Here is a 19180-nt window from a genome sequence, read left to right on the forward strand (position 1 = left end):
AATGCGTGTCTATTACGATCGCGACGCCGATCTCAACCTGATCAAAGGCAAGAAGGTTGCCATCATCGGCTATGGCAGCCAGGGCAGGGCGCATGCGCTCAACCTCAAGGATTCCGGCGTCAAGGATATCGCCATTGGCCTCAAGGCCGGCTCGGCGACCGCGAAGAAGGTCGAGGCCGACGGGCTCAAGGTGATGAGTGTGGCCGATGCCGCCAAATGGGCCGACCTGATGATGATGGCGACGCCCGACGAGCTGCAGGCCGACATCTACAGATCAGAGATCGCGCCGAACATCCGCGACGGCGCGGCGATCGCCTTCGCCCACGGCCTCAACGTGCATTTTGGCCTGATCGAGCCAAAAGCCTCGGTCGACGTCGTCATGATCGCGCCAAAGGGCCCGGGCCACACGGTGCGCGGCGAATACCAGAAGGGCGGCGGCGTGCCGTGCCTGGTCGCGGTCAACCAGGACGCTTCGGGCAATGCGCTCGATTTGGCGCTCTCCTACGCCTGCGGCGTCGGCGGTGGCCGTTCGGGCATCATCGAGACCAATTTCCGCGAGGAGTGCGAGACCGACCTGTTCGGCGAGCAGGTGGTGTTGTGCGGCGGTCTGGTCGAGTTGATCCGCGCCGGTTTCGAGACACTGGTGGAAGCGGGCTATGCGCCGGAAATGGCCTATTTCGAGTGCCTGCACGAGGTCAAGCTAATCGTCGACCTGATCTATGAAGGCGGCATCGCCAACATGAACTATTCGATCTCGAACACCGCCGAATGGGGCGAATACGTCTCGGGTCCGCGCATCATCACCGCCGAGACCAAGGCCGAGATGAAGCGCGTGCTCAAGGACATCCAGACTGGCAAGTTCACCTCGGAATGGATGCAGGAATACCGCGCCGGCATGTCGCGCTTCAAGGGCATCCGCCGCAACAACGACAGCCACCAGATCGAGGAAGTCGGCGCCAAGCTGCGCGCGATGATGCCGTGGATTTCCAAGAACAAGCTGGTCGACAAGGCCAAGAACTGAAGGAAATCCACGTTCGTTTCGTTACGCGTCCTCGGGCTTCGCCCTGCGGGCGCGTGGGAATTTCCAAGAACAAGCTGGTCGACAAGGCCAAGAACTGATCGCAATTTCATTGTCGATCAAGAAAGCCGGCGGAGCGATCCGCCGGCCTTTTTGCGTTGATTTCTCAGCAGGCGCGCTATTCCCGCTGTCGTGGTATGCGTGTGCAGGGCATGGCACAAAATGGCCAAGGGGGTGAGCGTTGGAACTCAAATTTCTGTTGGTCGGGTTTGCCGGCGCGGTTGCCGGCATGCTGTCCCTCGTCACCTTGCTGAAGTGGTGGGAGGTGAGGGCGGTCAGCCGCTGGTCTCCGACGCAGGGAAAGATCATCTCGTCGCGGGTCGAGGCTCGCGAGGTGACCAGTTCGGGATCCGGTTCGGACAGCAGAGGGTCGACCGAGATGCGCAACTTCCCGGCGATCACCTTCGAATACAAGGTGAACGGCAAGAAGTTTCGCAGTTCGCACTACAGCGTGCAGGAGAACCTTGGAAACTTTGCGGTGGCGGAAACCCTTGCGAAATTTCCAAACGGGGCCGGCGTAACCGTCTTCTACAATCCGGCCGATCCAGCCAAGGCCGTGATCGAACGCACCATGCCCGACGGTTCCTTCAAATTCATGGTCCAGCTTTCGGCCGGGTTGGTGGTCGGCGCGCTGGTATTGGTCTTCTCCGTTGGCGGCGTCCTGGAAGCGATCCGGCCGTTTTTGCCCAAGCCGCAGAACCTCGGCGCCGCGGCCCTGCTGCTTTTCATGGGATTGTTTGTCCTGCGCATGGGCTTTGCCCAGAAGTCACTTGCGGAACAGGCGGCCAAGTGGCCCATCACGGCAGGACGCATCGACGCCTCGGGCCTGCAGAAAGTCGAGACCCGCGACAGGTCCGGAGGCGGCTATCGGCCTTGGCACACAGTTTTCAAATCCCGCATCGTCTACAGCTATAGCGTTGCCGGCCAGCGCTACGCCGCCGATCGCATCGCTTTCGGCGCAAACGTGACGGCGTCGCTGCCGAGCCTCGTCAGCGGTCAATCGCAGCGCTACCTCGAGGGCGACAAGGTCGAGGTCTACTACGATCCCGCCAATCCGGCTGCAGCCGTTCTCGAATGCAGGGTGCGTGGGCTTTGGCTACTGTGGATCTGCGCCGCTGGCTTCCTTGGTGGAGCCGCGCTTCTGGTAGGCGTAATCTGAAGCTGCTGTTCTAGATGCTGCATATCCAGCGGAAGAAGGCACCTGTCGTCAGCATCTGACAAGAACTCCGCTGTCGAAGCCAGGCCAGGTCAATCTCACCGTCGTGCCATTGCCAACGATATGGACGAGACGCGAGAACGGCTCTTCGATCGTGGGATCAGAACCGTAGCATTGGCTGGCCCGCGCCACCCAGCCCGTGGATATCTTGCGAAACGTTGCGTGTTCGCAGCCGAAAGCAGGAACCGACAGTGCCTCAGGGTACAATGTGTAAACAGTCTGGCGTTGAACATCCGCGACGGCGGTACAGTTCGATCTGTCCCGGGACCATGTGCCCACATAGGGTTCCGTGGCAAAGGCGCTGCCGCACGAAAATGTTAAGATCGAAATGAGCATCAAGAGATTTCGCATCATCGATTTCTTTCTTTCGACCGGGCCTCGGGCCATGCTAAAGCATCGATGCTTAAACTTCACAATGCTGCTGCTCCAGGGACTCAAATGATCATCCGCAAAGCAGCAGCTATTTTTCTGAGCATGCTGAGCCTGTTGCAAGCAGCGAACGCGACAGAATGTTCGCTCAGCCACGCGACCTATCGCGAGCCGCGTTCGGGAGCGACGATACAGTTCCGGCCCATCGACCGCGAACCGGCCGCGCTGACGACAGAGGTCTTTTCGCTGATCGTGCCCAATACCCCCATTCGCCTGCCATCGGACATCACCTGGACCAATGGCAAGTACTCGTTTCCTGTGGGGACGATTCGGCACACCTGCAACGACGACGATCGTGAGGCGGGTCTCGAGGACGGCACCGGGCTGTGCAGAGTGTGGGATGGGCAGGTCTATGCGTTCAACGCAGGCGGTGCCGAGCAGTTGAGCTCCCTCGAAGCCTCGCCGGCACCAACAGGGTTGCTGCCGCCTGACTTTGGCGCGATTTTTACCGAATGGCCCGATTTCGCCAAAGCCAACCCCGATGGTTCAGCCTGGGATGCCTTTACCTTGCCGGGTTGCAGCGATGAATAGCAAGAGACTGCCGGCCTGCATCTGCGCCCTGCCGGTCCTTCTGGCCATGGCCATCGGGGCGCGTGCCGACCAAAGCAAGCCGTCGCGTCCGCCTGTCGACAAATGCACCTGGGAACGGCTGGCGGACAGAGATGTCGGGCTGGCTGCCTGGGTACAGCGCTGCGATTTCGGATTCCGCCAGATCCATTTCGAGCTTGGCGGCAATGCTCTTGCCATCAAATACAGCGATGGCGGGCCGGCCGATCCCGTCGTCGAAGTCTTCGATATGCTGCCGGGCGAGGCCGCTGGCGCCGCGTTGCAGCGAATATACTCGCAGAAGACCGAGAAGGCTGTCAGCACACGTTGCGTGCTCATGCCTTACACCGAAGGGGTCACGCCCACGGGCACCCTGCGGTATGTCTTCAGTCCCGATGCCGTTTATCTCAGTGAATTGAAAGCCGTTGCAGACCCTGACGAGGTCGGCGAACCGCCATGCGGCGAATGGGGCGAAGCCCCGGACGGCATTCAGTATTTCGAGGTACAATCACCCGAGCTGCGAAAGCTTCTGTTCATTCGCGTTGGCCAGGAGGAGCCGCTGTTTGACCAGCAGACACTGCAAGTCCTGCCACCCGGATAGGGCGGGGAACCTCAACCGTAGTGCCAGCTGGGCTTTGGTTCGGTGCCGGTGAACATCACCCCAATTCGGTCCTCGCGGCGCCAGCGGACCTCCGCCTTGTAGGCAATGCCGTCGGTTGGAACGTAGAGCAGGAACTCATCGGGCACGCGCGCGTCGATCGAGACCTTCAATTCGGCACCGCCGGCATGCATGTTGCGCAGCGTGCATGTGACCTCGGAGTTGGTCATGCCGGTCAGGATCGCCGCGCCCTTCAAGACGCGCTGCCGGCGTTTGTCCCTCTGTTCGTCCTCGGCCATCGTACGCAATCCAGCGATCTTTCGCGTCTCGGGCGTTCTGATCGGGAGGATTATTAGACCTGGCTGATAAAAATAGCGTTATCGCTGGTGGAGGCTGGACGATTTTCGCGATTCCTGGCTGAAAGAAAAAGGCGCCGCGAAGCACGGCGCCGAATGATGCTTGTTGTCGGCCTGCTCAGCTATAGGGCGAATAGCATTGCTGGCGCGGGCCGTTGTAGGGCTGGAACGTGTTGTCCCAGGCGCGGTACGACCGGTAGCGATTGTAACACCATTGGACATGCGCGCTGGACAGCCGCTGTGTCCGGTAATAGCGCCGCGGTGGCGGCGCGTCGTAGTAGTTGTAGTTGTTGTACAGGCTGCCAAGGCCGAGCCCCAGGCCCAAGCCAAGAATCGCGGCGCCCGCACCACCATCATCATAGTAGCCGCCACGGTAATGGCGGCGATGATGGCGCCTACGCCAGCTGTCGTCCCAGCCGCCATTGTCCCAGTGTCTCGAAAAATGACGGCCGCGGAAATTGTTGGACCGCCATCTCCAATCATTGTCGCCGTGCCATTGCCGAAAGCCGCGATGGCGCCAACGCCAGATCTGCCTGTCGTTGCCGCCTGCCCAATCTTCACGAATTTGCACGATGTCGGCGGCATTGCCCGCCACCGGCAGCAGGGGTTTGGGCATCGGCCCGGCAAGCGAGGGGGCCGAGAGGCCGGCTATCAGACCGAGGGCCATCAGCCCGGATCTGACGGAAGATAAAAAGAGCGGTTTCATCGCACTCTCCTAAGATTCAGGCCCCACGCCCAGAATACCCAGGGAAGAGCCCATTCATGGAACTTTCCATCTGAACGGAGGATGAACAAAAAAGGTTCCATCAACCATGACGAGCGCGCGATCAATCGGGGCCGCCTGGGTTCTACGCCCTTGTTTTCGAGCGCGCTTGCGGGCAAAGGTCAAAGCCATGTCGCTGCGCCTTGCCACATTCAACGTCGAAAACCTGATGAACAGGTTTGATTATTCCGGATACCGCAATCAGCTCAACGAAGATCGCACGCTGGCGCTTTTCGACATCCAGAGCGAGGCCGAATACAAGATGCTCGAGCAGGCGCGGGCGATCGCGCAGTCTGACGACACGCGGCAGTTGACGGCACTGGCGATCGCGGCCACCCGCGCCGACATCATCTGCATGCAGGAGGTCGACAATATCGAGGCGCTGAGGGCCTTCGAATATGGCTATCTGTTCAAGATGGTGGGGCAAGGCTACCGGCAGAAATACACCACCGCCGGCAATGATTCGCGCGGCATTGACGTCGCCGTGATGATGCGCAACGAGACCGCGCAGGGCCAGCCGATCGAATTCGTGCGTATGACCAGCTACGCCTATGTCACGTTCGAGCAATTCGGGCTGCACACGGCGGAATTGGCAGCGCTTGGACATCAGGCCAATGAACGCATCTTCCGGCGCGACTGCCTGGAAATCGATCTGACGGTGGCTGGCGCGCCGTTGACACTCTATCTCGTGCATTTCAAGTCGATGGGCTCTCCCCGCAACGGCCTCGACGGCCGTGAAGCAACAATGCCGCTGCGCATCGCCGAGGCGCAAGCGGTGCGGCGGATCATTGAGGAGCGCTTCGGCAAGGACCATGCCGCCGACAAACGCTGGGCAATCTGCGGCGACATGAACGACTACCGGCAGCGCGTGAAGATTACCGGCGATGCCGTCGACGGCTATCGCTTCGAGGTCATCGACGAGACCCGGTCCTGCATCGACGTGCTCACTGCCGGCGGTTTTTGCGAAAACGCGGTCGAGCGGCGGCCGGAAATGGATCGCTGGACTTTCTATCACACGCGCGGACCGGAAGAGCGGCATCTCTGCCAGCTCGACTACATCCTTTTGTCGAGGGCGCTAGCCAGGCAGAACGCCACCGCCGTTCCCGATATCATCCGCAACGGCCAGCCCTGGCGGACCATATTTCCGGCGGGCCAGGAGGTCGAGCGCTTTCCACGCGCCGGGTGGGACCGGCCTAAGGCATCCGACCATTGCCCGGTAGCAATTGCCCTCGACATGGCGTGAGACACGCGTGAGTTTCGACCTGCCGCGCAACGTCATCCTGCCGGTCGATGCCATCGACGTCAGGCTCGATCCCGGCCCACATCCGTTCGAGCGCGATAATGCCGAGGCGATCGCCGCAAACTGGCGGCGTGAGACCGCAGCCAAGCCGGCGCTTTTTGACGGCACCGTGGTGCTGCTTTCCGCTCTCAGCTATCGCGACAATCGCCTCGTCGGCCGCTGCCATGCGGTGCGTTATTCGACCTTCATGCTTTGGCGCAGCAATAGGCAGGTGCCTGGCGCCGAACATGCCTACGCGCACGCCATGCTGGTCGCCGGCGACAACGCGTTGGTGGCGATCCGCATGGCGCCGCATACGGTCAATGCCGGGCGCGTCTACTTCGCCGCCGGTTCGTTCGAACCAACCGATTTCCACGACGGCCTTGTCGACGTCGACTTCAACATGATCCGCGAGGTGCGGGAAGAGACCGGCCTCGACCTATCAGGCGCGGCACGCGGCAGGCACCATTACGCCCTGTCGACGGCAAGCGGCACGGTGATCTTTCGCCGCTACCGCGAGACGGCCTCCGCCGACGACCTGGCACAGCGGATCAGCGCTTTCGTCGCCGCCGAGTCAGAGCCTGAAATCGAAGGCCCCGTCATCATCCGCAATGCCGCCGATCTGCCGGACGGGCTGATGCCGCATATGAGACCGCTGATCGAATGGCACTTTGCGAGCGAGCAAGGCTTCCGACTCTAACGTCGTAGCCTGCCTTCAATAGCCTTGCGGTCGTTGCGGGCGGCGACAAAATACAACAGCACGCCGAGACCCAGGAGCGCCCCCATCGCCGTTCCCATCGTCTGCCCAATTACCTGCTGGAAGTCAGCGGTGACGCGATCGGGATTCTCCATCCCATAAAGGATCAAATTCCACCAAAGCCCTGCCAAGGCGGCTTCGACGATCACAATCGCCAGAGCCAGTCGCGCTTTCTTGCTCATCCATTGTTCCCCCTTAGTCCCCAACAGCATTGTTATCATTGCAGAATGTGCTGCGACAAGGGCAGGTTGCATAAAAAATCGGCAGCGTCTGGAGGCGACACTTGCTGCAACGCCTACTCATGTCTCAGCGCGTCGATCGGGTTAAGCCGCGCGCCGCGCAGCGCCGGGAAGAAGCCGAACACCATTCCGATCAGCGCGGAGAAGCCGACCGCAAGCAGGATGACCGCCGGGCTTGGCGCAAACGGGATCGTCAGCGTCAGCGAGGCAAGGCCGGCAAGCGCCAGGCCGATCAGGATGCCGATGATGCCGCCAAGCAGCGACAGCACGGTTGCCTCGACCAGGAACTGGATGAGGATATGCTTTTCGTGGGCGCCGATGGCGAGCCTGATGCCGATCTCGCGCGTGCGCTCGGTTACCGACACCAGCATGATGTTCATGATGCCGATGCCGCCGACGAGCAGGCTGACGCCGGCGACGGCGCCGAGCATGCCAGTCATGGTGGTGGTCGCGCTGGCCATGGCATCGGCGATCTGGGTCATGTCGCGGATCGAGAAATCATCGTCACGGTCGGGCGTGATGCGGCGTGTGTCGCGCAAGATGTCCTCGACGCGCTGCTGCAGCACCGTGGTCAGCGTACGGTCGTCGGCGGCGACATAGATCGAGTCGATGTCGCGATTACCGGCAATGCGACGCTGATAGGCGGCAAGCGGCATCAGCACGACATTGTCCTGGTCCTGGCCGAAGCCGGTATAGCCCTTCGGTTCGAGCAGGCCGATGATCTTGCAGGAGGTGCGGTTGACGCGGATGATCTCGCCTTCGGGATCGCCGGCGCCGAAGAACTGCTGGCGCACCGTCTCGCCGACGAGGCAGACGCCGGTGCCGGAGCGGGTTTCCGAATCGCTGAAGGGGCGGCCCGAGACCAGCTTCCAGTCGCGGGCATCGAGATAGGCGCTGTCGGTGCCGGTGACGCCCGAGGTCAGGCTTTCGGTGCCGAAAATGACGCGCACCTGCTTTTGCGACGCCGGCGAGATGGCACGCGCGCCGTCCAGATGCGCGACAAGCGATGCAAGGTCCTTGTAGGCAAGAGGCCGGACCACCTGGTCGAGCCCTCCCGGGCCGCCGGGTCCGGCCGGCCGGCCGGAACGAATGACGAGCAGGTTGCTGCCGAGCTTGGAAATGTCGGACTTGACCTTCTCGGTGGTGCCCGAGCCGATGGTCAGCATGGCGATAACGGCGGCGACGCCGATGACGATGCCGAGCAACGTCAGGAACGAGCGCAGCACGTTGCGGCGGATGGAGCGGAGCGAGAGGCGAACGGTTTCCCAGATCATGGCTAGGCCATCTCGAGATTGGCTGTATCCGAGGCGACGTGGCCGTCGAGGAAGCGGATCGTGCGCTGGGCGTAGCCGGCAACATCGGCTTCGTGCGTGACCATGGCGATGGTCAGGCCGAGCTCGGTGTTCAGCTGCGTCAGGAGCTCCATGATCTCGTGTGTGCGGGCGGTGTCGAGATTGCCCGTCGGCTCGTCGGCGACGAGCAGCGTCGGCCTGGTGACGATGGCGCGGGCGATCGCCACGCGCTGCTGCTGGCCGCCGGAGAGTTCGGTCGGCGTATGATGCTCGCGGTCGACAAGGCCGACCTCGGCAAGTGCCTGCATTGCAAGATCGCGGCGCTCGCGGGCACCAACGCCGCGATAGATCAGCGGCAGTTCGACATTCTCGGCGGCCGTGGTGCGCGGCAAGAGGTTGTAGCCTTGGAAGACGAAGCCGACATAGAGGTTGCGCAGCACGGCGCGGCGGTTGCGGTCGAGACGGCCGGCGTCGATGCCTTCGAAGCTGTAAGTCCCGGCCGTCGGCGTGTCGAGGCAGCCTATGATGTTCATCGCCGTCGATTTGCCTGAGCCAGACGGCCCCATGATGGCGACGAATTCGCCGCTTCTGATGGCGAGGTCGACGCCGGCCAGCGCGTTCACCCGGGCCTCGCCCTGGCCATAGCTTTTCCAGACCTTGTCGAAGCCGATGAGGGCCGCGCCCGACGCCACAGTCTCAGCTCCGCTGCTGCGAGGCGGTAATGACTTGTGCGCCTTCCTCAAGGCCGGAGACGATCTCGGTCAGTTCGCCGTCGGTCGAGCCGACCCTGACGTTGACCGGATGCGGCAGGCCGTTCTCCAGCACGTAGAGCGTGCGCGAGCCGTCGGTGGGCTTCGTCGCCACCTGGCGCTGGCGGTTGCCGCCGGGGCGTCCCATGCGGCCGGTAAACAGGTCGGTGAGGCTCCAGCCGCGCTCCGCCGTCTGCGCCGGCCGGTAGCGGAAGGCGATGGATGGCACGGTGAGCACGTTCTTGGCCTGCTTGGTGACGACCGAGACGGTGGCGGTCATGCCGGGCCGCAACAGAAGCTCGCTGTTATCGACATCCAGCCTTGCATCGTAGGTGACGACCCCGTCGGTGGTGACCGAAGCATAGGAAATGTCGCGGATTTCGGCGTCGAACGGCCGTTCAGGGAAGGCATCGACGGTGAAGCGCGCATGCTGGCCGGGCCTGACGGCGCCGATATCGGCCTCGTCGACTGCGGCTTTCAGTTCCATGTTCTTCAAATCCGCGGCGATGACGAACAGCACCGGCGCCTGCAGCGAGGAGGCGACCGTCTGGCCGGGATCGACCGAGCGCGTCAATATGATGCCGTCGATCGGAGCGTAGATGGTGCTCTTGGCAAGATCCGTCTGCTGCGCCTTGAGATCGGCATTGGCCATGGCGAGGTTGGCTCTGGCGATGTCGAGCGCCGCCTTCGAGCGGTCGCGCGTGGCGGTCGCCGCTTCAAGCGACTGGTCCGTCGCCATGCCGCGCTTGGTCAGTTGTACCGCGCGCACCAGACCCATTTCGTTTTCGGCGAGGGTTACGGTGGCGTCCTCGACGCTCGCCGCTGCTGCCTTTGCGGAAGCCTGGGCGCGCTCGATCTGTACCTCCAGCTTGGCAGTGTCGAGAGCGGCCAGCACATCGCCTTTCTTCACCAGCTGGTTCTCGTTGACCGAGACCGAGCGGACGACGCCGGAGAGTTCGCTGGAAATATCGACCTGGGTGAGGGGCTGCAGCGTGCCGGTAGCCGAAACCGCGACGGTGAGATCGGCCATGGCGGCCAGTGTCGTGGTATATTCGATCTTGGCGGGCGAGCCGGAATACCACTGGTAGCCGACAACCGCCGCGGCGACGGCGAGCAGCGCAAGCAGCGCGTAAAGCCAACCGCGACGGCGTTTTGTCTTCAGGCCCTGGTGGTCAAGCCCGAGCGCCGTCTCGATGGCGGAAGCGGATTCCGTCTTTGGCAGATTGACAATCTGGTCCACGCCGGACCCCTATGTTCAGTGATATCCCATCAGTGCACAAATCAGGCTTTATGGTTCAAAATTCAAATTAAATTTCGCTCATGTTGGGAATGAGGCAGAGGACTTACTGAAATGCAGCCGCGGAATTACTTGCTTTACGACGTATTCACCACTACCCGGCTGGCCGGCAATCCGCTGGCCGTCGTGCTGGACTGTGACGGGCTGGACCTTGCGGCGATGCAGGCCATGGCGCGCGAATTCAACCTGTCCGAAACCGTCTTCGTGCTGCCGCCTGATAATCCTAAACACCGGGCTCGTATCCGTATCTTCACGCCCGACTATGAAATGCCGTTTGCCGGCCATCCAACCGTCGGCTCGGCGATAGCGCTCGCCGAAATGGCAGGGGCCGAAAGGGCCGAGAATGGCGCTGGCATCTTTGTGCTCGAGGAGAATATCGGCCCGGTGCGCTGCGCTGTCAGCAAGCACGATAGTTCGACCTTTGCCGAGTTCGACTTGGCGAAACTGCCGGCGCAGCTGGAATTGTCGGCCGATCCCGAGGCGATCGGTGCGGCCCTTGGCCTTGGGCCGCACGAGATCGGCTTCGAGAACCACCGCGTTTCATTTTGGTCGGCTGGAGTGCCTTACGTGACCATCCCCGTCGCCAATCTAGAGGCGGCTGCCCGGATCAGGCTGGACAACCAGGCGTGGACGGAACTGGCGCCGCGCAAGAGCGAATGGGCCTTCGCCAGCCCCTATGTGTATTGCCGCGAGACGGTGCACCACGACAGCGCCTTCCATGTCCGCATGGTCGTACCCGGCAACCCTTCCTACGAAGACCCGGCGACCGGCTCGGCGGCCGCCGCCTTCGCCGGCGCGATCATGCATTTCGACCGGCCGACGGATGGTGCGTCGCAGCTGTGGATCGAGCAAGGGCTGGAGATGGGCCGGCCGTCGCGCATTCGCCTCGAACTGAATGTCGAAGGCGGCAAACTGGCAGCCGCCCGCATCGGCGGCCATGCGGTCAAGGTGGCGGAAGGCAAGCTGTTTGTCTGATCCTACCTTACGCTTCGTCTTCCTAGGGCGGAGCAGGAGCGAAGCGACTCGCGAAGACTCTGGGATCCATGCCGTGACCGGACGGCAACGCGCCGACGGTGCAAGCTGGACTTCAACTAGCCGCCGTCTTTCTGCTCATTTGCGGACGGATGCTAATCCGCGTCGCTGCGTTCTTCGACGACTGTCACGGCACGGGTCCCAGGGTCTGCGCTCCGCTTCGCGTTCGCTCCGCCCAGGGATGACGAGACCCCCGGTGCGATTTGTCGGGAAATGAATCCGGCAGGGCTGGACATGGCGGATGTCGGCGGCTATATGCCCGCCAACGCCGGTTTTGCCGGCCGAGTGGGTGCGTAGCTCAGTTGGTAGAGCAGCTGACTCTTAATCAGCGGGTCCACAGTTCAATCCTGTGCGCACCCACCAAATTTTTCAGAAAATTGGTGGAAAGACCTAGAAAGCGGGATGTTTCGCCGCTGTCGGGTGGCCGCATTTATGCAACCGCTATTGGATAGTTGGCCGCAGACAGCTGAGGATCGCCCGCACTATGGCCAAGACGCCGTCGACGGCATCGAAGTTTGTCCTGCTTTTACCGACGGTCCATTTAAGGTCGGGTGCTTCGGGCAAACGGAGGTCCTGACAGACAAACCAGCCTGAAAGCATAAAGAGGTCTAGATGTCTCGGATCGCCTTCCGAATAGTAAGGAAATTGGAAGAACAATCTTACGGGGCCACCGTATGCTAGCTTGAAAGTCATCGAGAATCTAATATCATGACCAAATTTGTCTTCGAAGATTCCGCTAAAACTAAGGTCTCGGGCATCGTATTGATGCCATTGCGTCGATAGCCCCAAAGAACTCCAAGCCTTAAGGGTATGGGCTTTCAGCTCCTTGCGATTAGGGAATTTTGCCTCTTCAGGGTTATAGGGAGTAGGCGGATCGACATAGTCCGTCTCGGTTCTCCACTCCTCCGCAGCGCTGCGAAGATCTTCGAAAATCTGAACGATTTTCGGATTTGTCTGCTCGCCGGAAAAAATTGAAATTCGCCATTGAGAAATCATCTCGCACAGTTCTTCGACCGTATGGCCGGATCGCTCTGCCCAATCCTCCGTGGCCAGTATCCACGGCGAATTGTATTTCAACCCAGCAAAAGCTCCGCTCTTGCTGTCGAAATCTTCGATAATCCGAGCAAGAATATCGCGAAGCCCCTGTTTGGGGTTTCCGAAATGTTGCGAGGGTTCGTTCATCGACGCAGCCCAAACTTTGCGAGCGTTTACTTCTCCGAAACACCAGCCTCAGCAAAGCTTGCCATGCGGGCGTGGCATTCGAGCGCTGAACGAACAATGTTGACGGCGAGGCAGGCGCCGGAGCCTTCGCCGAGCCGCATGCCGAGATCAAGCAGCGGCGGCAGGCCGAGCGCTTCGAGCAGGCGGCGATGGCCGGATTCGGCGGAGACGTGGGCAGCGAGTGTGTGGGCGAGGCCTGCCGGGTGCAGTTTCGCCAGGGGTGCGGCGGCGGCGGTGCAGACGAAGCCGTCGAGCAGCACCGGCACACCAAGACGGCGAGCGGCGAGCGTTGCGCCGAAGATGGCGGCGAGTTCGCGCCCGCCAAGCGTGGCTGCGATCTGCAGGGGATCAGTGAGAGCCTCGGCGTGGCGCTTGAGGCCGGCCTCGATGGCGACGATCTTGCGCACAAGGCCGGCATCATCGACGCCGGTGCCACGCCCGGTCCATCTTTCCGCTCCGCCGCCGAACAGAGCGGTCGAGATGGCCGCCGCCGGCGTGGTGTTGCCGATACCCATTTCGCCGAAGCAGACAAGGTCGAGTTCCCTGCTGATCGCGTCGTAGCCTGCCGAGACGGCGGCGAGGAAGGCCTCGTCGTCCATCGCCGCGTCTTGCGTGAAATCGCCGGTCGGACGGTCGAGGTCGAGCGGGATAACATCGAGATCGGCGCCGGCGATGCGGGCAAGCTGGTTGATGGCGGCGCCGCCGCCGGCGAAATTCGCCACCATCTGCACGGTGACTTCCGACGGGAAGGCCGACACGCCTTGCGTGGTGACGCCGTGGTTGCCGGCGAAGACGAAGACCTTGACGCGGTCGAGCTTTGGCATGTCGCGGCCCTGCCAGCGCGCCAGCCAGGCGGCTATCGTCTCCAGTCGGCCGAGGCTGCCTTGCGGCTTGGTCAGCGTGTCCTGACGGCGGGCGACGGCATTGGCCGCGGTGTCGCTGCCGTTGGGCAGGTCAAGGCAGGCGGCGCGCAGTTCATCGAGCGATTTGAAAGGCATGGGGACAAAATCTCCGAAACAGAGTCAGGAAAGGGAAACGGAAGCGACGATCAGGATTGCGATCTCGCCGAGCTGCTGGAGGGCACCGACAGTGTCGCCGGTCTGGCCGCCGATCTGGCTGATGCACAGCGCGCGGAAGGCGGCAAACAAAAGCGCAAGCAGGATGAGCGCGAAGATAGCAGCGCCGAACCCAAGCGCCAGCAGCGCGACCGCACCGAGTACGGCACCGATGCCAGCGGTCTCAGTCGTAACCAAGCCTGCTTCGGCCGAGAGGCCGTCGCTGCGAGCCGGCGGCAAAAGGTGCATGAAGGCGCCGAGCAGGCCGCGCGAGGCGGCATGCGCGGCAATGAGAGCCCAGAAGACAGGGGCCGGGCCGGCGAATCCAGAGAGCACGCTCCAGCGGATCAGCAGCGAGATGCTGAGTGCGCAGGCGCCGTAGGCACCGATGCGGCTGTCGCGCATGATCTCCAGTTTCCTGTCGCGCGTCTTGCCGCCGCCAAAGCCGTCGGCGACATCCGAAAGCCCGTCTTCATGCAGGCAGCCGGTGGCGAGCAGGATCGCGGCAAGGGTCAACGCTGCAGCAGGGCTCTCGGCTAGGCCTAGCCTCGTGCCGACGGCGTAGACCAGGGCACCGGCCAGAGCGACGGCGAGACCGGCAACGGGTGCAGCCCAGATCGCAGCGGCAAGGCTGCGGCCACGGAAGTCGGCTCTCGGCAGCGGCAGCCGGGTAAAGAAGACGAGGCAAAGCGCGATGTCGTCGAGCAGCTGCCGTTGCGAGGGGATCTGGAGTTTGAGCATGATCTATTCCGAAAACCGGCTACCACTTTTCGGGATCATGCTCTCGCCCCTCGCAATGGCGTGGAAGAAGGTGCCGCTGACATTGCCGCGCTGGTAGCCCGACGCACCAAGCGGATTGCCTTGTCCGTCGGCAAGGTCGGCCAACGGTTCGTCATTGCCGGTCGCAACCATCTGCGCGTAGTGGAATTCATGGCCGCGGATCAGCGTGCCGTGGCTGCCGAGCGGGCACCCGGAACGCAGCCGCGCCTCGCGGTAGCCGAGATTCATCTTGCGCTTGGCGAAGCTGGTCGAATGACCGAGCAGGCCAAGCATTCGATGCGTCTCGCCCGACGCGTCCTCGAGCGCCTCGCCGAGCACCATGAAGCCGCCGCACTCACCATGCACCGGCCGCGTAGCGGCGAACCGCGCCATGCCGGCTCTGAAATTCGCCGCGGCGGCGAGGCGACCGGCGTGAAGCTCGGGATAGCCGCCGGGCAGCCAACAGACATCGCAATTGTCGCCTGGTGCTTCGTCGGCGAGTGGCGAGAAGGGAATAATCTCGGCGCCGGCCTTGCGCCAATGCATGGCGACATGCGGATAGAGGAAGCTGAAGGCGGCGTCCTCGGCAAGTGCAATGCGCTGGCCGGGGGGCGGCAGCGCGTCGCCGAAATTGCCCGGCGCGGGCGTGAATGGCGCCGCCAGCGCCATGATGGCGTCGAGGTCGAGCGAGCGCTCGACCATGTCGGCCAGCCGGTCGAGGTGCGCCATCAGATTCTCATATTCGCCGGCCTGGACGAGGCCGAGATGGCGTTCGGGCAGGTTGAGCGAGGGATCGCGCAAGATAGCGCCGACGACAGGCAGCCCGAGTGCCTCGATGGCATCGCCGCATAGCCGGCCGTGGCGCTCGCTGCCGAGCCGGTTGAGCACGACCCCCGCCATGCGCACATCCGGATCGTAGGTGGCAAAACCCTTGGCGACGGCCGCTGCCGTGGTCGACTGGCCGGAAACGTCGAGCACCAGCAGCACCGGCAGGCCGTAGAGCCGGGCAAGGTCGGCAGCCGAGCCGGACCGTCCTGGAGCAGCCGGAATCCCGTCGAACAGGCCCATGGCGCTTTCGAGAAAGATAAATTCGGCATCCTCGTTCGCTTCACCAGCCAGCGCGTTGAGCAGGGCAGGCGGCATTGCCCAACTGTCGAGATTGACGCCGGACAGGCCGGTGGCTGCGGCGTGGAAGCCGGGATCGATATAGTCCGGGCCGGATTTGGCGCCGCGCACCTTCAGGCCGCGCCGGGCGAGCGCGCGCAGAATGCCGATGGTGACGCTGGTTTTGCCCGAGCCCGAGCGCGGCGCGCCGATGATGATCGCGCGGGTCATGACTCACCCGCCAATGCCGCGCGCATCGCGACGATGCCGCCAACGACGATCAGCGCCGGCGAGGTCAGACCGGCGGCCGCTGCCTCTTCCGCAATGGTGGCGAGCGTGGCGACGACGATCCGTTCCTGCGGTGTCGTCGCAGCGACAATTACCGCGGCGGGCGTCGAAGGCGCCAGCGCGCCCTCAAGCAGCGAGGCGGCGATCAGCGGCAGATTGGCCATGCCCATATAGATGACCACCGGCTGGCCGGTACGGGCGATGGCCGCCCAGTCGAGATCGTCATCGGTGCCGGCGGCGTGACCGGTCGCCAGGATCAGCGCCTTGTTGATGCCGCGCATGGTGCCGGGAATGCCGGTGGCGGCCAGCGCGCTGAGGCCGGACGTCAGGCCAGGCAGGATGTGGAACGGGATGGTTTCCCCGGCCAGCGCCAGCGCCTCTTCGCCGCCACGCCCGAAAATATAGGGGTCGCCGCCCTTCAGCCTGACGACGCGCCGGCCCTCGCGCGCCAGCCGGACCAGCAGAGCGGTGATGTCGTCCTGCTTCATCGATGGTTTGCCACCGCGCTTGCCGGCATAGAACAGTTCCGCGCCCTCGGCGACGGCGACGACTTCGGGCGAGACCAGCGCGTCATAAACCAGCGCGTCGCACTGTCCGAGGGCGGCCAGCACTTCCAGCGTCAGGCAGCCGGGATCGCCAGGGCCGGCGCCGGCCAGCCAGACATGTCCGGGCTCCAGCTGGCGCGGCTTGAAGTTCAGCCGGGTGAGCGCCTGCTCGACAGTAGTGTTTCTATTGCTGCCGCTCACGATCCGTCTCGTCCGCGAAAACGCCGCTGGTAGTGGGCGTCGTAAAGTGAACTTTCACTAAAATCTTCCGCCGCCAGCGAGCGGCCGACGAAGATGATCGCCGTGCGTTCCATAGGATCCGCGCCTAGCTGCGCCTCAATGGTCGCCAGCGTGCCGGTCAACACCCGCTCGTCCGGCCAGGAGGCGCGGAAGACGACCGCGACTGGGCAGTCGGCGCCGTAGTAGGGCGTCAGCTCGGCGACGACGCGGTCGACAGCGTGGATGGCGAGGTGGATGGCGAGCGTGGCGCCGGTGCGGCCGAAGCCGGCCAGTGTTTCTCCGGGCGGCATTTTCGAGGCGCGGCCGGAGATGCGGGTCAGCACCAGGCTTTGCGCGACTTCCGGAATGGTCAGCTCGCGGCGCAGCGCGGCGGCCGCGGCGGCAAAAGACGGCACGCCCGGCGTCAGCGTGTAAGGGATGCCGTGCTTTTCCAGCCGGCGGATCTGCTCGGCAACGGCGCTCCACACGGAAAGGTCGCCTGAATGGAGGCGGGTGACATCATGGCCGGCCGCGTGGGCTGCCAGATATTCGACCTCGATCTCGTCGAGTGACATCGGCGCGGTGTCGATCAACATCGTTCCGGGCGCGCAGTGCTGCAACAGCTCCGGCGCGACGATCGATCCGGCATAGAGGCAGACGGGACAACTGCCGAGCAGACGGCTCCCGCGCAAGGTGATCAGATCGGCGGCACCCGGGCCGGCGCCGATGAAATGGACGGTCATACCGCATCTCCGCTGATGGCGATGGCGCAGGTGACAGCACCGAGCACGGTGCGTGGTCCGAGCAGTTTTGCGCCTTTGCCGGCGGCGGCAAGCGCGGAGGCTTCGGAAACCGACGGCGTGCCGGCGTGCTCCTGTGATAGGTTGGAGTGGCTGGTTGTAGATGCAGCTTTGAGTTCGTCCTGCTCGACAACGATCACCGGAAGGCGGAGTTCGCGTCCGGCGGCGAAGATTGCCGCTTCATCCTGCTTGAGAGACGCGGTCGCGAGCGCCGAAAGCGCGGGCAGGGCAAGCCCGTGCGCCTCCAGCGCGGTTTCTACCGCAGCAAGCACGTCGCGTGCGCTGACGCCTTTGCGGCTGCCGATGCCCGCGACCATCATGGCTTCACCCAGCTCCATTGGGTGACCGGCATAGCCGGCCGCCAAGCCTGCATCGAACCGACCGGCGAAGCACGGGATATGGCGATGCGGGTGAGCTCGCCGCCGAGCGCAGCGTGACGGGAAAGCAGCAGTGCCTCCATCTCCAGCGTCACCGCGTTGGCGACGAGGCGGCCGCCGGCGGGTAAGGCATCGATGGCTCTTTCCAGCACGCCGGCATCGCTGCCGCCGCCGCCGATGAAGATCGCCGCCGGCGTTTCCAGTCCGGCAAGAGCTTGCGGTGCCGAACCTTCAACGACGGCGAGACCGGGAACGCCGCAGGCCGCGGCGTTGTGTCGGATGCGCGCGGCGCGGGCCGGATCGGCTTCGACGGCGATGGCGCGCATGGAGGGATGCGCGAGCATCCATTCGACGCCGATGGAGCCGGAGCCGGCGCCAATGTCCCACAGCAGTTCGCCGCGCCTTGGCGCGAGAGCGGACAGGGTGACGGCGCGCACTTCGCGCTTGGTGATCTGGCCGTCGTGCTCGAACAAATGATCGGCAAGGCCCGATGTCAGTGGCAGGACGCGTGCTTGCGGGGTCGAATCAACTTCGATTGCGAGCACGTTGAGTGGGTTGATCTTTTCGAGGTCGAAAGCGCCGGCGTTCGCCGAGCGCAGCCTTTCGTTCTGCCCACCCAGCGCCTCCAGAACCGTCAACCGCGAGGCGCCGAAGCCGAGTTCGGTCATGAGACGGGCAATCGCTTCCGGTGCATCGCTATCCGAGGTCAGCGCCAGAATGCGGGTGCAAGGATGCAGCAACGGCCGGATCAGGTCGAGCGGGCGGCCATGCAGCGAAATGGTCTCGACGTCCTGTAGCGCCCAGCCCAAGCGTGAGGCGGCCAGCGAGAAGGCCGAGGGCGCGGGGATCACCCGCATATCCTCCGCCGCGACCTTGCGGGCGAGGGTGACGCCGACACCGTGGTAGAAGGGATCGCCGGAGGCCAGCACGCAGACGCGTCTGCCGGAGAGCGCCAGCACGTCGCGCATTTCGGCATCGAAAGGCGTCGGCCAGGCGCGCGCTTCACCTTTGGCGAGCGATGCGACGAGGGCCAGGTGGCGCTTGCCGCCGAAAACGAATTCGGCACCCGCGATCAACTGCTTGGCCTCGTCGCCGAGACCCGCTACACCGTCCTCGCCGATGCCGATGATCGTGAGCCATTTTGGAGTGAGCACGGCGGCGCGCGGACCTTCAGCAGGCAT

At 63.4% G+C, this 19180-nt stretch carries 21 protein-coding genes and 1 tRNA gene; 8 read left to right on the top strand and 14 right to left on the bottom strand.

Annotation, left to right across the window (positions count from 1 at the left end; all coding sequences use genetic code 11):
* Nucleotide 1: 1 nt before the first annotated feature.
* The 4 genes from ilvC to NKH63_RS02485 all read left to right on the top strand — a co-directional run bounded on the left by ilvC (nt 2) and on the right by NKH63_RS02485 (nt 3870).
* The gene (ilvC, locus tag NKH63_RS02470; RefSeq protein ID WP_352483016.1) at nt 2–1021 is read left to right on the top strand and encodes a ketol-acid reductoisomerase; all 1020 of its coding nucleotides are present in this window, start codon (nt 2–4) and stop codon (nt 1019–1021) included.
* A gap of 238 nt (nt 1022–1259) precedes the next feature.
* Nucleotides 1260–2237, top strand: coding sequence for a DUF3592 domain-containing protein (locus NKH63_RS02475; protein ID WP_352483017.1), 978 nt, complete (start codon nt 1260–1262; stop codon nt 2235–2237).
* Between the two features lie 495 nt (nt 2238–2732).
* On the top strand, nt 2733–3254 hold the full coding sequence (locus tag NKH63_RS02480) for a hypothetical protein (RefSeq protein ID WP_352483018.1): 522 nt from the start codon (nt 2733–2735) through the stop codon (nt 3252–3254).
* Nucleotides 3247–3870 (top strand): hypothetical protein, encoded by a 624-nt coding sequence (locus NKH63_RS02485; protein ID WP_352483020.1) that lies wholly within the window; start codon nt 3247–3249, stop codon nt 3868–3870. Before NKH63_RS02480 ends, NKH63_RS02485 begins: the two co-directional genes overlap by 8 nt.
* An 11-nt stretch (nt 3871–3881) precedes the next feature.
* Here the strand turns inward: NKH63_RS02485 and NKH63_RS02490 are convergent, their stop codons facing one another.
* Both NKH63_RS02490 and NKH63_RS02495 read right to left on the bottom strand, forming a co-directional pair.
* On the bottom strand, nt 3882–4166 hold the full coding sequence (locus tag NKH63_RS02490; protein ID WP_352483022.1) for a PilZ domain-containing protein: 285 nt from the start codon (nt 4164–4166) through the stop codon (nt 3882–3884).
* 175 nt (nt 4167–4341) lie between these two features.
* A complete protein-coding gene (locus NKH63_RS02495) occupies nt 4342–4929 on the bottom strand; it encodes a BA14K family protein (protein WP_352483023.1) in 588 nt (195 codons plus the stop codon).
* Nucleotides 4930–5116: 187 nt separating this feature from the next.
* Here NKH63_RS02495 and NKH63_RS02500 point away from each other — a divergent pair, with 187 nt between their 5' ends.
* A complete protein-coding gene (locus tag NKH63_RS02500; protein ID WP_023720773.1) occupies nt 5117–6229 on the top strand; it encodes an endonuclease/exonuclease/phosphatase family protein in 1113 nt (370 codons plus the stop codon).
* A 7-nt stretch (nt 6230–6236) separates the two neighbouring features.
* Nucleotides 6237–6965, top strand: a complete 729-nt coding sequence (locus NKH63_RS02505; protein WP_023720772.1) for a hypothetical protein — start codon at nt 6237–6239, stop codon at nt 6963–6965.
* On the opposite strand, the gene NKH63_RS02510 is transcribed toward NKH63_RS02505, so the two are convergent.
* The 4 genes from NKH63_RS02510 to NKH63_RS02525 all read right to left on the bottom strand — a co-directional run bounded on the left by NKH63_RS02510 (nt 6962) and on the right by NKH63_RS02525 (nt 10542).
* Entirely contained in the window at nt 6962–7204 is a 243-nt protein-coding gene (locus NKH63_RS02510; protein ID WP_023720771.1) for a hypothetical protein, read from the bottom strand. The genes NKH63_RS02505 and NKH63_RS02510 overlap by 4 nt on opposite strands.
* A 113-nt stretch (nt 7205–7317) precedes the next feature.
* Nucleotides 7318–8535: an ABC transporter permease gene (locus NKH63_RS02515; protein ID WP_352483025.1), complete on the bottom strand. Its 1218-nt coding sequence runs from the start codon at nt 8533–8535 to the stop codon at nt 7318–7320.
* A 2-nt stretch (nt 8536–8537) separates the two neighbouring features.
* Nucleotides 8538–9245, bottom strand: coding sequence for an ABC transporter ATP-binding protein (locus tag NKH63_RS02520; RefSeq protein ID WP_352483026.1), 708 nt, complete (start codon nt 9243–9245; stop codon nt 8538–8540).
* Between the two features lie 4 nt (nt 9246–9249).
* A complete protein-coding gene (locus NKH63_RS02525; protein WP_352483027.1) occupies nt 9250–10542 on the bottom strand; it encodes an efflux RND transporter periplasmic adaptor subunit in 1293 nt (430 codons plus the stop codon).
* A gap of 111 nt (nt 10543–10653) precedes the next feature.
* On the opposite strand from NKH63_RS02525, the gene NKH63_RS02530 reads away from it, so the two are divergent.
* Both NKH63_RS02530 and NKH63_RS02535 read left to right on the top strand, forming a co-directional pair.
* Entirely contained in the window at nt 10654–11574 is a 921-nt protein-coding gene (locus tag NKH63_RS02530; RefSeq protein WP_352483029.1) for a PhzF family phenazine biosynthesis protein, read from the top strand.
* Nucleotides 11575–11918: 344 nt separating this feature from the next.
* A tRNA-Lys gene (locus NKH63_RS02535) sits at nt 11919–11994 on the top strand.
* A 78-nt stretch (nt 11995–12072) separates the two neighbouring features.
* On the opposite strand, the gene NKH63_RS02540 is transcribed toward NKH63_RS02535, so the two are convergent.
* The 8 genes from NKH63_RS02540 to cbiE are packed head-to-tail and all read right to left on the bottom strand — an operon-like array spanning nt 12073 to nt 19180.
* A complete protein-coding gene (locus NKH63_RS02540; protein ID WP_352483030.1) occupies nt 12073–12813 on the bottom strand; it encodes a hypothetical protein in 741 nt (246 codons plus the stop codon).
* 26 nt (nt 12814–12839) lie between these two features.
* Complete coding sequence (cobT, locus tag NKH63_RS02545; RefSeq protein ID WP_352483031.1) at nt 12840–13850, bottom strand: nicotinate-nucleotide--dimethylbenzimidazole phosphoribosyltransferase; 1011 nt, start codon at nt 13848–13850, stop codon at nt 12840–12842.
* A gap of 24 nt (nt 13851–13874) precedes the next feature.
* Nucleotides 13875–14648: an adenosylcobinamide-GDP ribazoletransferase gene (cobS, locus tag NKH63_RS02550; protein WP_352483032.1), complete on the bottom strand. Its 774-nt coding sequence runs from the start codon at nt 14646–14648 to the stop codon at nt 13875–13877.
* A 3-nt stretch (nt 14649–14651) separates the two neighbouring features.
* Nucleotides 14652–16001: a cobyrinic acid a,c-diamide synthase CobB gene (locus NKH63_RS02555; RefSeq protein WP_352483033.1), complete on the bottom strand. Its 1350-nt coding sequence runs from the start codon at nt 15999–16001 to the stop codon at nt 14652–14654.
* Nucleotides 15998–16804 carry a uroporphyrinogen-III C-methyltransferase gene (gene cobA / locus NKH63_RS02560; RefSeq protein ID WP_023720763.1) on the bottom strand — a complete coding sequence of 269 codons (807 nt, stop codon included), beginning with the start codon at nt 16802–16804 and terminating at the stop codon, nt 15998–16000. The genes NKH63_RS02555 and cobA overlap by 4 nt, the downstream gene beginning before the upstream one ends.
* Nucleotides 16801–17565: a precorrin-4 C(11)-methyltransferase gene (gene cobM / locus NKH63_RS02565; RefSeq protein WP_352483034.1), complete on the bottom strand. Its 765-nt coding sequence runs from the start codon at nt 17563–17565 to the stop codon at nt 16801–16803. Before cobM ends, cobA begins: the two co-directional genes overlap by 4 nt.
* Nucleotides 17562–17942 (bottom strand): cobalamin biosynthesis protein, encoded by a 381-nt coding sequence (locus tag NKH63_RS02570; protein WP_023720761.1) that lies wholly within the window; start codon nt 17940–17942, stop codon nt 17562–17564. The genes cobM and NKH63_RS02570 overlap by 4 nt, the downstream gene beginning before the upstream one ends.
* Entirely contained in the window at nt 17939–19180 is a 1242-nt protein-coding gene (cbiE, locus tag NKH63_RS02575; protein ID WP_352483035.1) for a precorrin-6y C5,15-methyltransferase (decarboxylating) subunit CbiE, read from the bottom strand. The genes NKH63_RS02570 and cbiE overlap by 4 nt, the downstream gene beginning before the upstream one ends.

It is taken from the genome of Mesorhizobium sp. M0960, from assembly GCF_040319055.1.
Taxonomy (GTDB): domain Bacteria; phylum Pseudomonadota; class Alphaproteobacteria; order Rhizobiales; family Rhizobiaceae; genus Mesorhizobium.

Excerpts from the sequence above, each read along its gene's own strand:
- ilvC (WP_352483016.1), top strand. The coding sequence starts at position 2 with ATGCGTGTCTATTACGATCGCGACGCCGATCTCAACCTGATCAAAGGC.
- NKH63_RS02480 (WP_352483018.1), top strand. The coding sequence starts at position 2,733 with ATGATCATCCGCAAAGCAGCAGCTATTTTTCTGAGCATGCTGAGCCTG.
- NKH63_RS02485 (WP_352483020.1), top strand. The coding sequence starts at position 3,247 with ATGAATAGCAAGAGACTGCCGGCCTGCATCTGCGCCCTGCCGGTCCTT.
- NKH63_RS02490 (WP_352483022.1), bottom strand. The coding sequence starts at position 4,166 with ATGGCCGAGGACGAACAGAGGGACAAACGCCGGCAGCGCGTCTTGAAG.
- NKH63_RS02495 (WP_352483023.1), bottom strand. The coding sequence starts at position 4,929 with ATGAAACCGCTCTTTTTATCTTCCGTCAGATCCGGGCTGATGGCCCTC.
- NKH63_RS02500 (WP_023720773.1), top strand. The coding sequence starts at position 5,117 with ATGTCGCTGCGCCTTGCCACATTCAACGTCGAAAACCTGATGAACAGG.
- NKH63_RS02510 (WP_023720771.1), bottom strand. The coding sequence starts at position 7,204 with ATGAGCAAGAAAGCGCGACTGGCTCTGGCGATTGTGATCGTCGAAGCC.
- NKH63_RS02515 (WP_352483025.1), bottom strand. The coding sequence starts at position 8,535 with ATGATCTGGGAAACCGTTCGCCTCTCGCTCCGCTCCATCCGCCGCAAC.
- NKH63_RS02530 (WP_352483029.1), top strand. The coding sequence starts at position 10,654 with ATGCAGCCGCGGAATTACTTGCTTTACGACGTATTCACCACTACCCGG.
- NKH63_RS02540 (WP_352483030.1), bottom strand. The coding sequence starts at position 12,813 with ATGAACGAACCCTCGCAACATTTCGGAAACCCCAAACAGGGGCTTCGC.
- cobT (WP_352483031.1), bottom strand. The coding sequence starts at position 13,850 with ATGCCTTTCAAATCGCTCGATGAACTGCGCGCCGCCTGCCTTGACCTG.
- cobS (WP_352483032.1), bottom strand. The coding sequence starts at position 14,648 with ATGCTCAAACTCCAGATCCCCTCGCAACGGCAGCTGCTCGACGACATC.
- NKH63_RS02555 (WP_352483033.1), bottom strand. The coding sequence starts at position 16,001 with ATGACCCGCGCGATCATCATCGGCGCGCCGCGCTCGGGCTCGGGCAAA.
- cobM (WP_352483034.1), bottom strand. The coding sequence starts at position 17,565 with ATGACCGTCCATTTCATCGGCGCCGGCCCGGGTGCCGCCGATCTGATC.
- NKH63_RS02570 (WP_023720761.1), bottom strand. The coding sequence starts at position 17,942 with ATGATGGTCGCGGGCATCGGCAGCCGCAAAGGCGTCAGCGCACGCGAC.
- cbiE (WP_352483035.1), bottom strand. The coding sequence starts at position 19,180 with ATGCCTGCTGAAGGTCCGCGCGCCGCCGTGCTCACTCCAAAATGGCTC.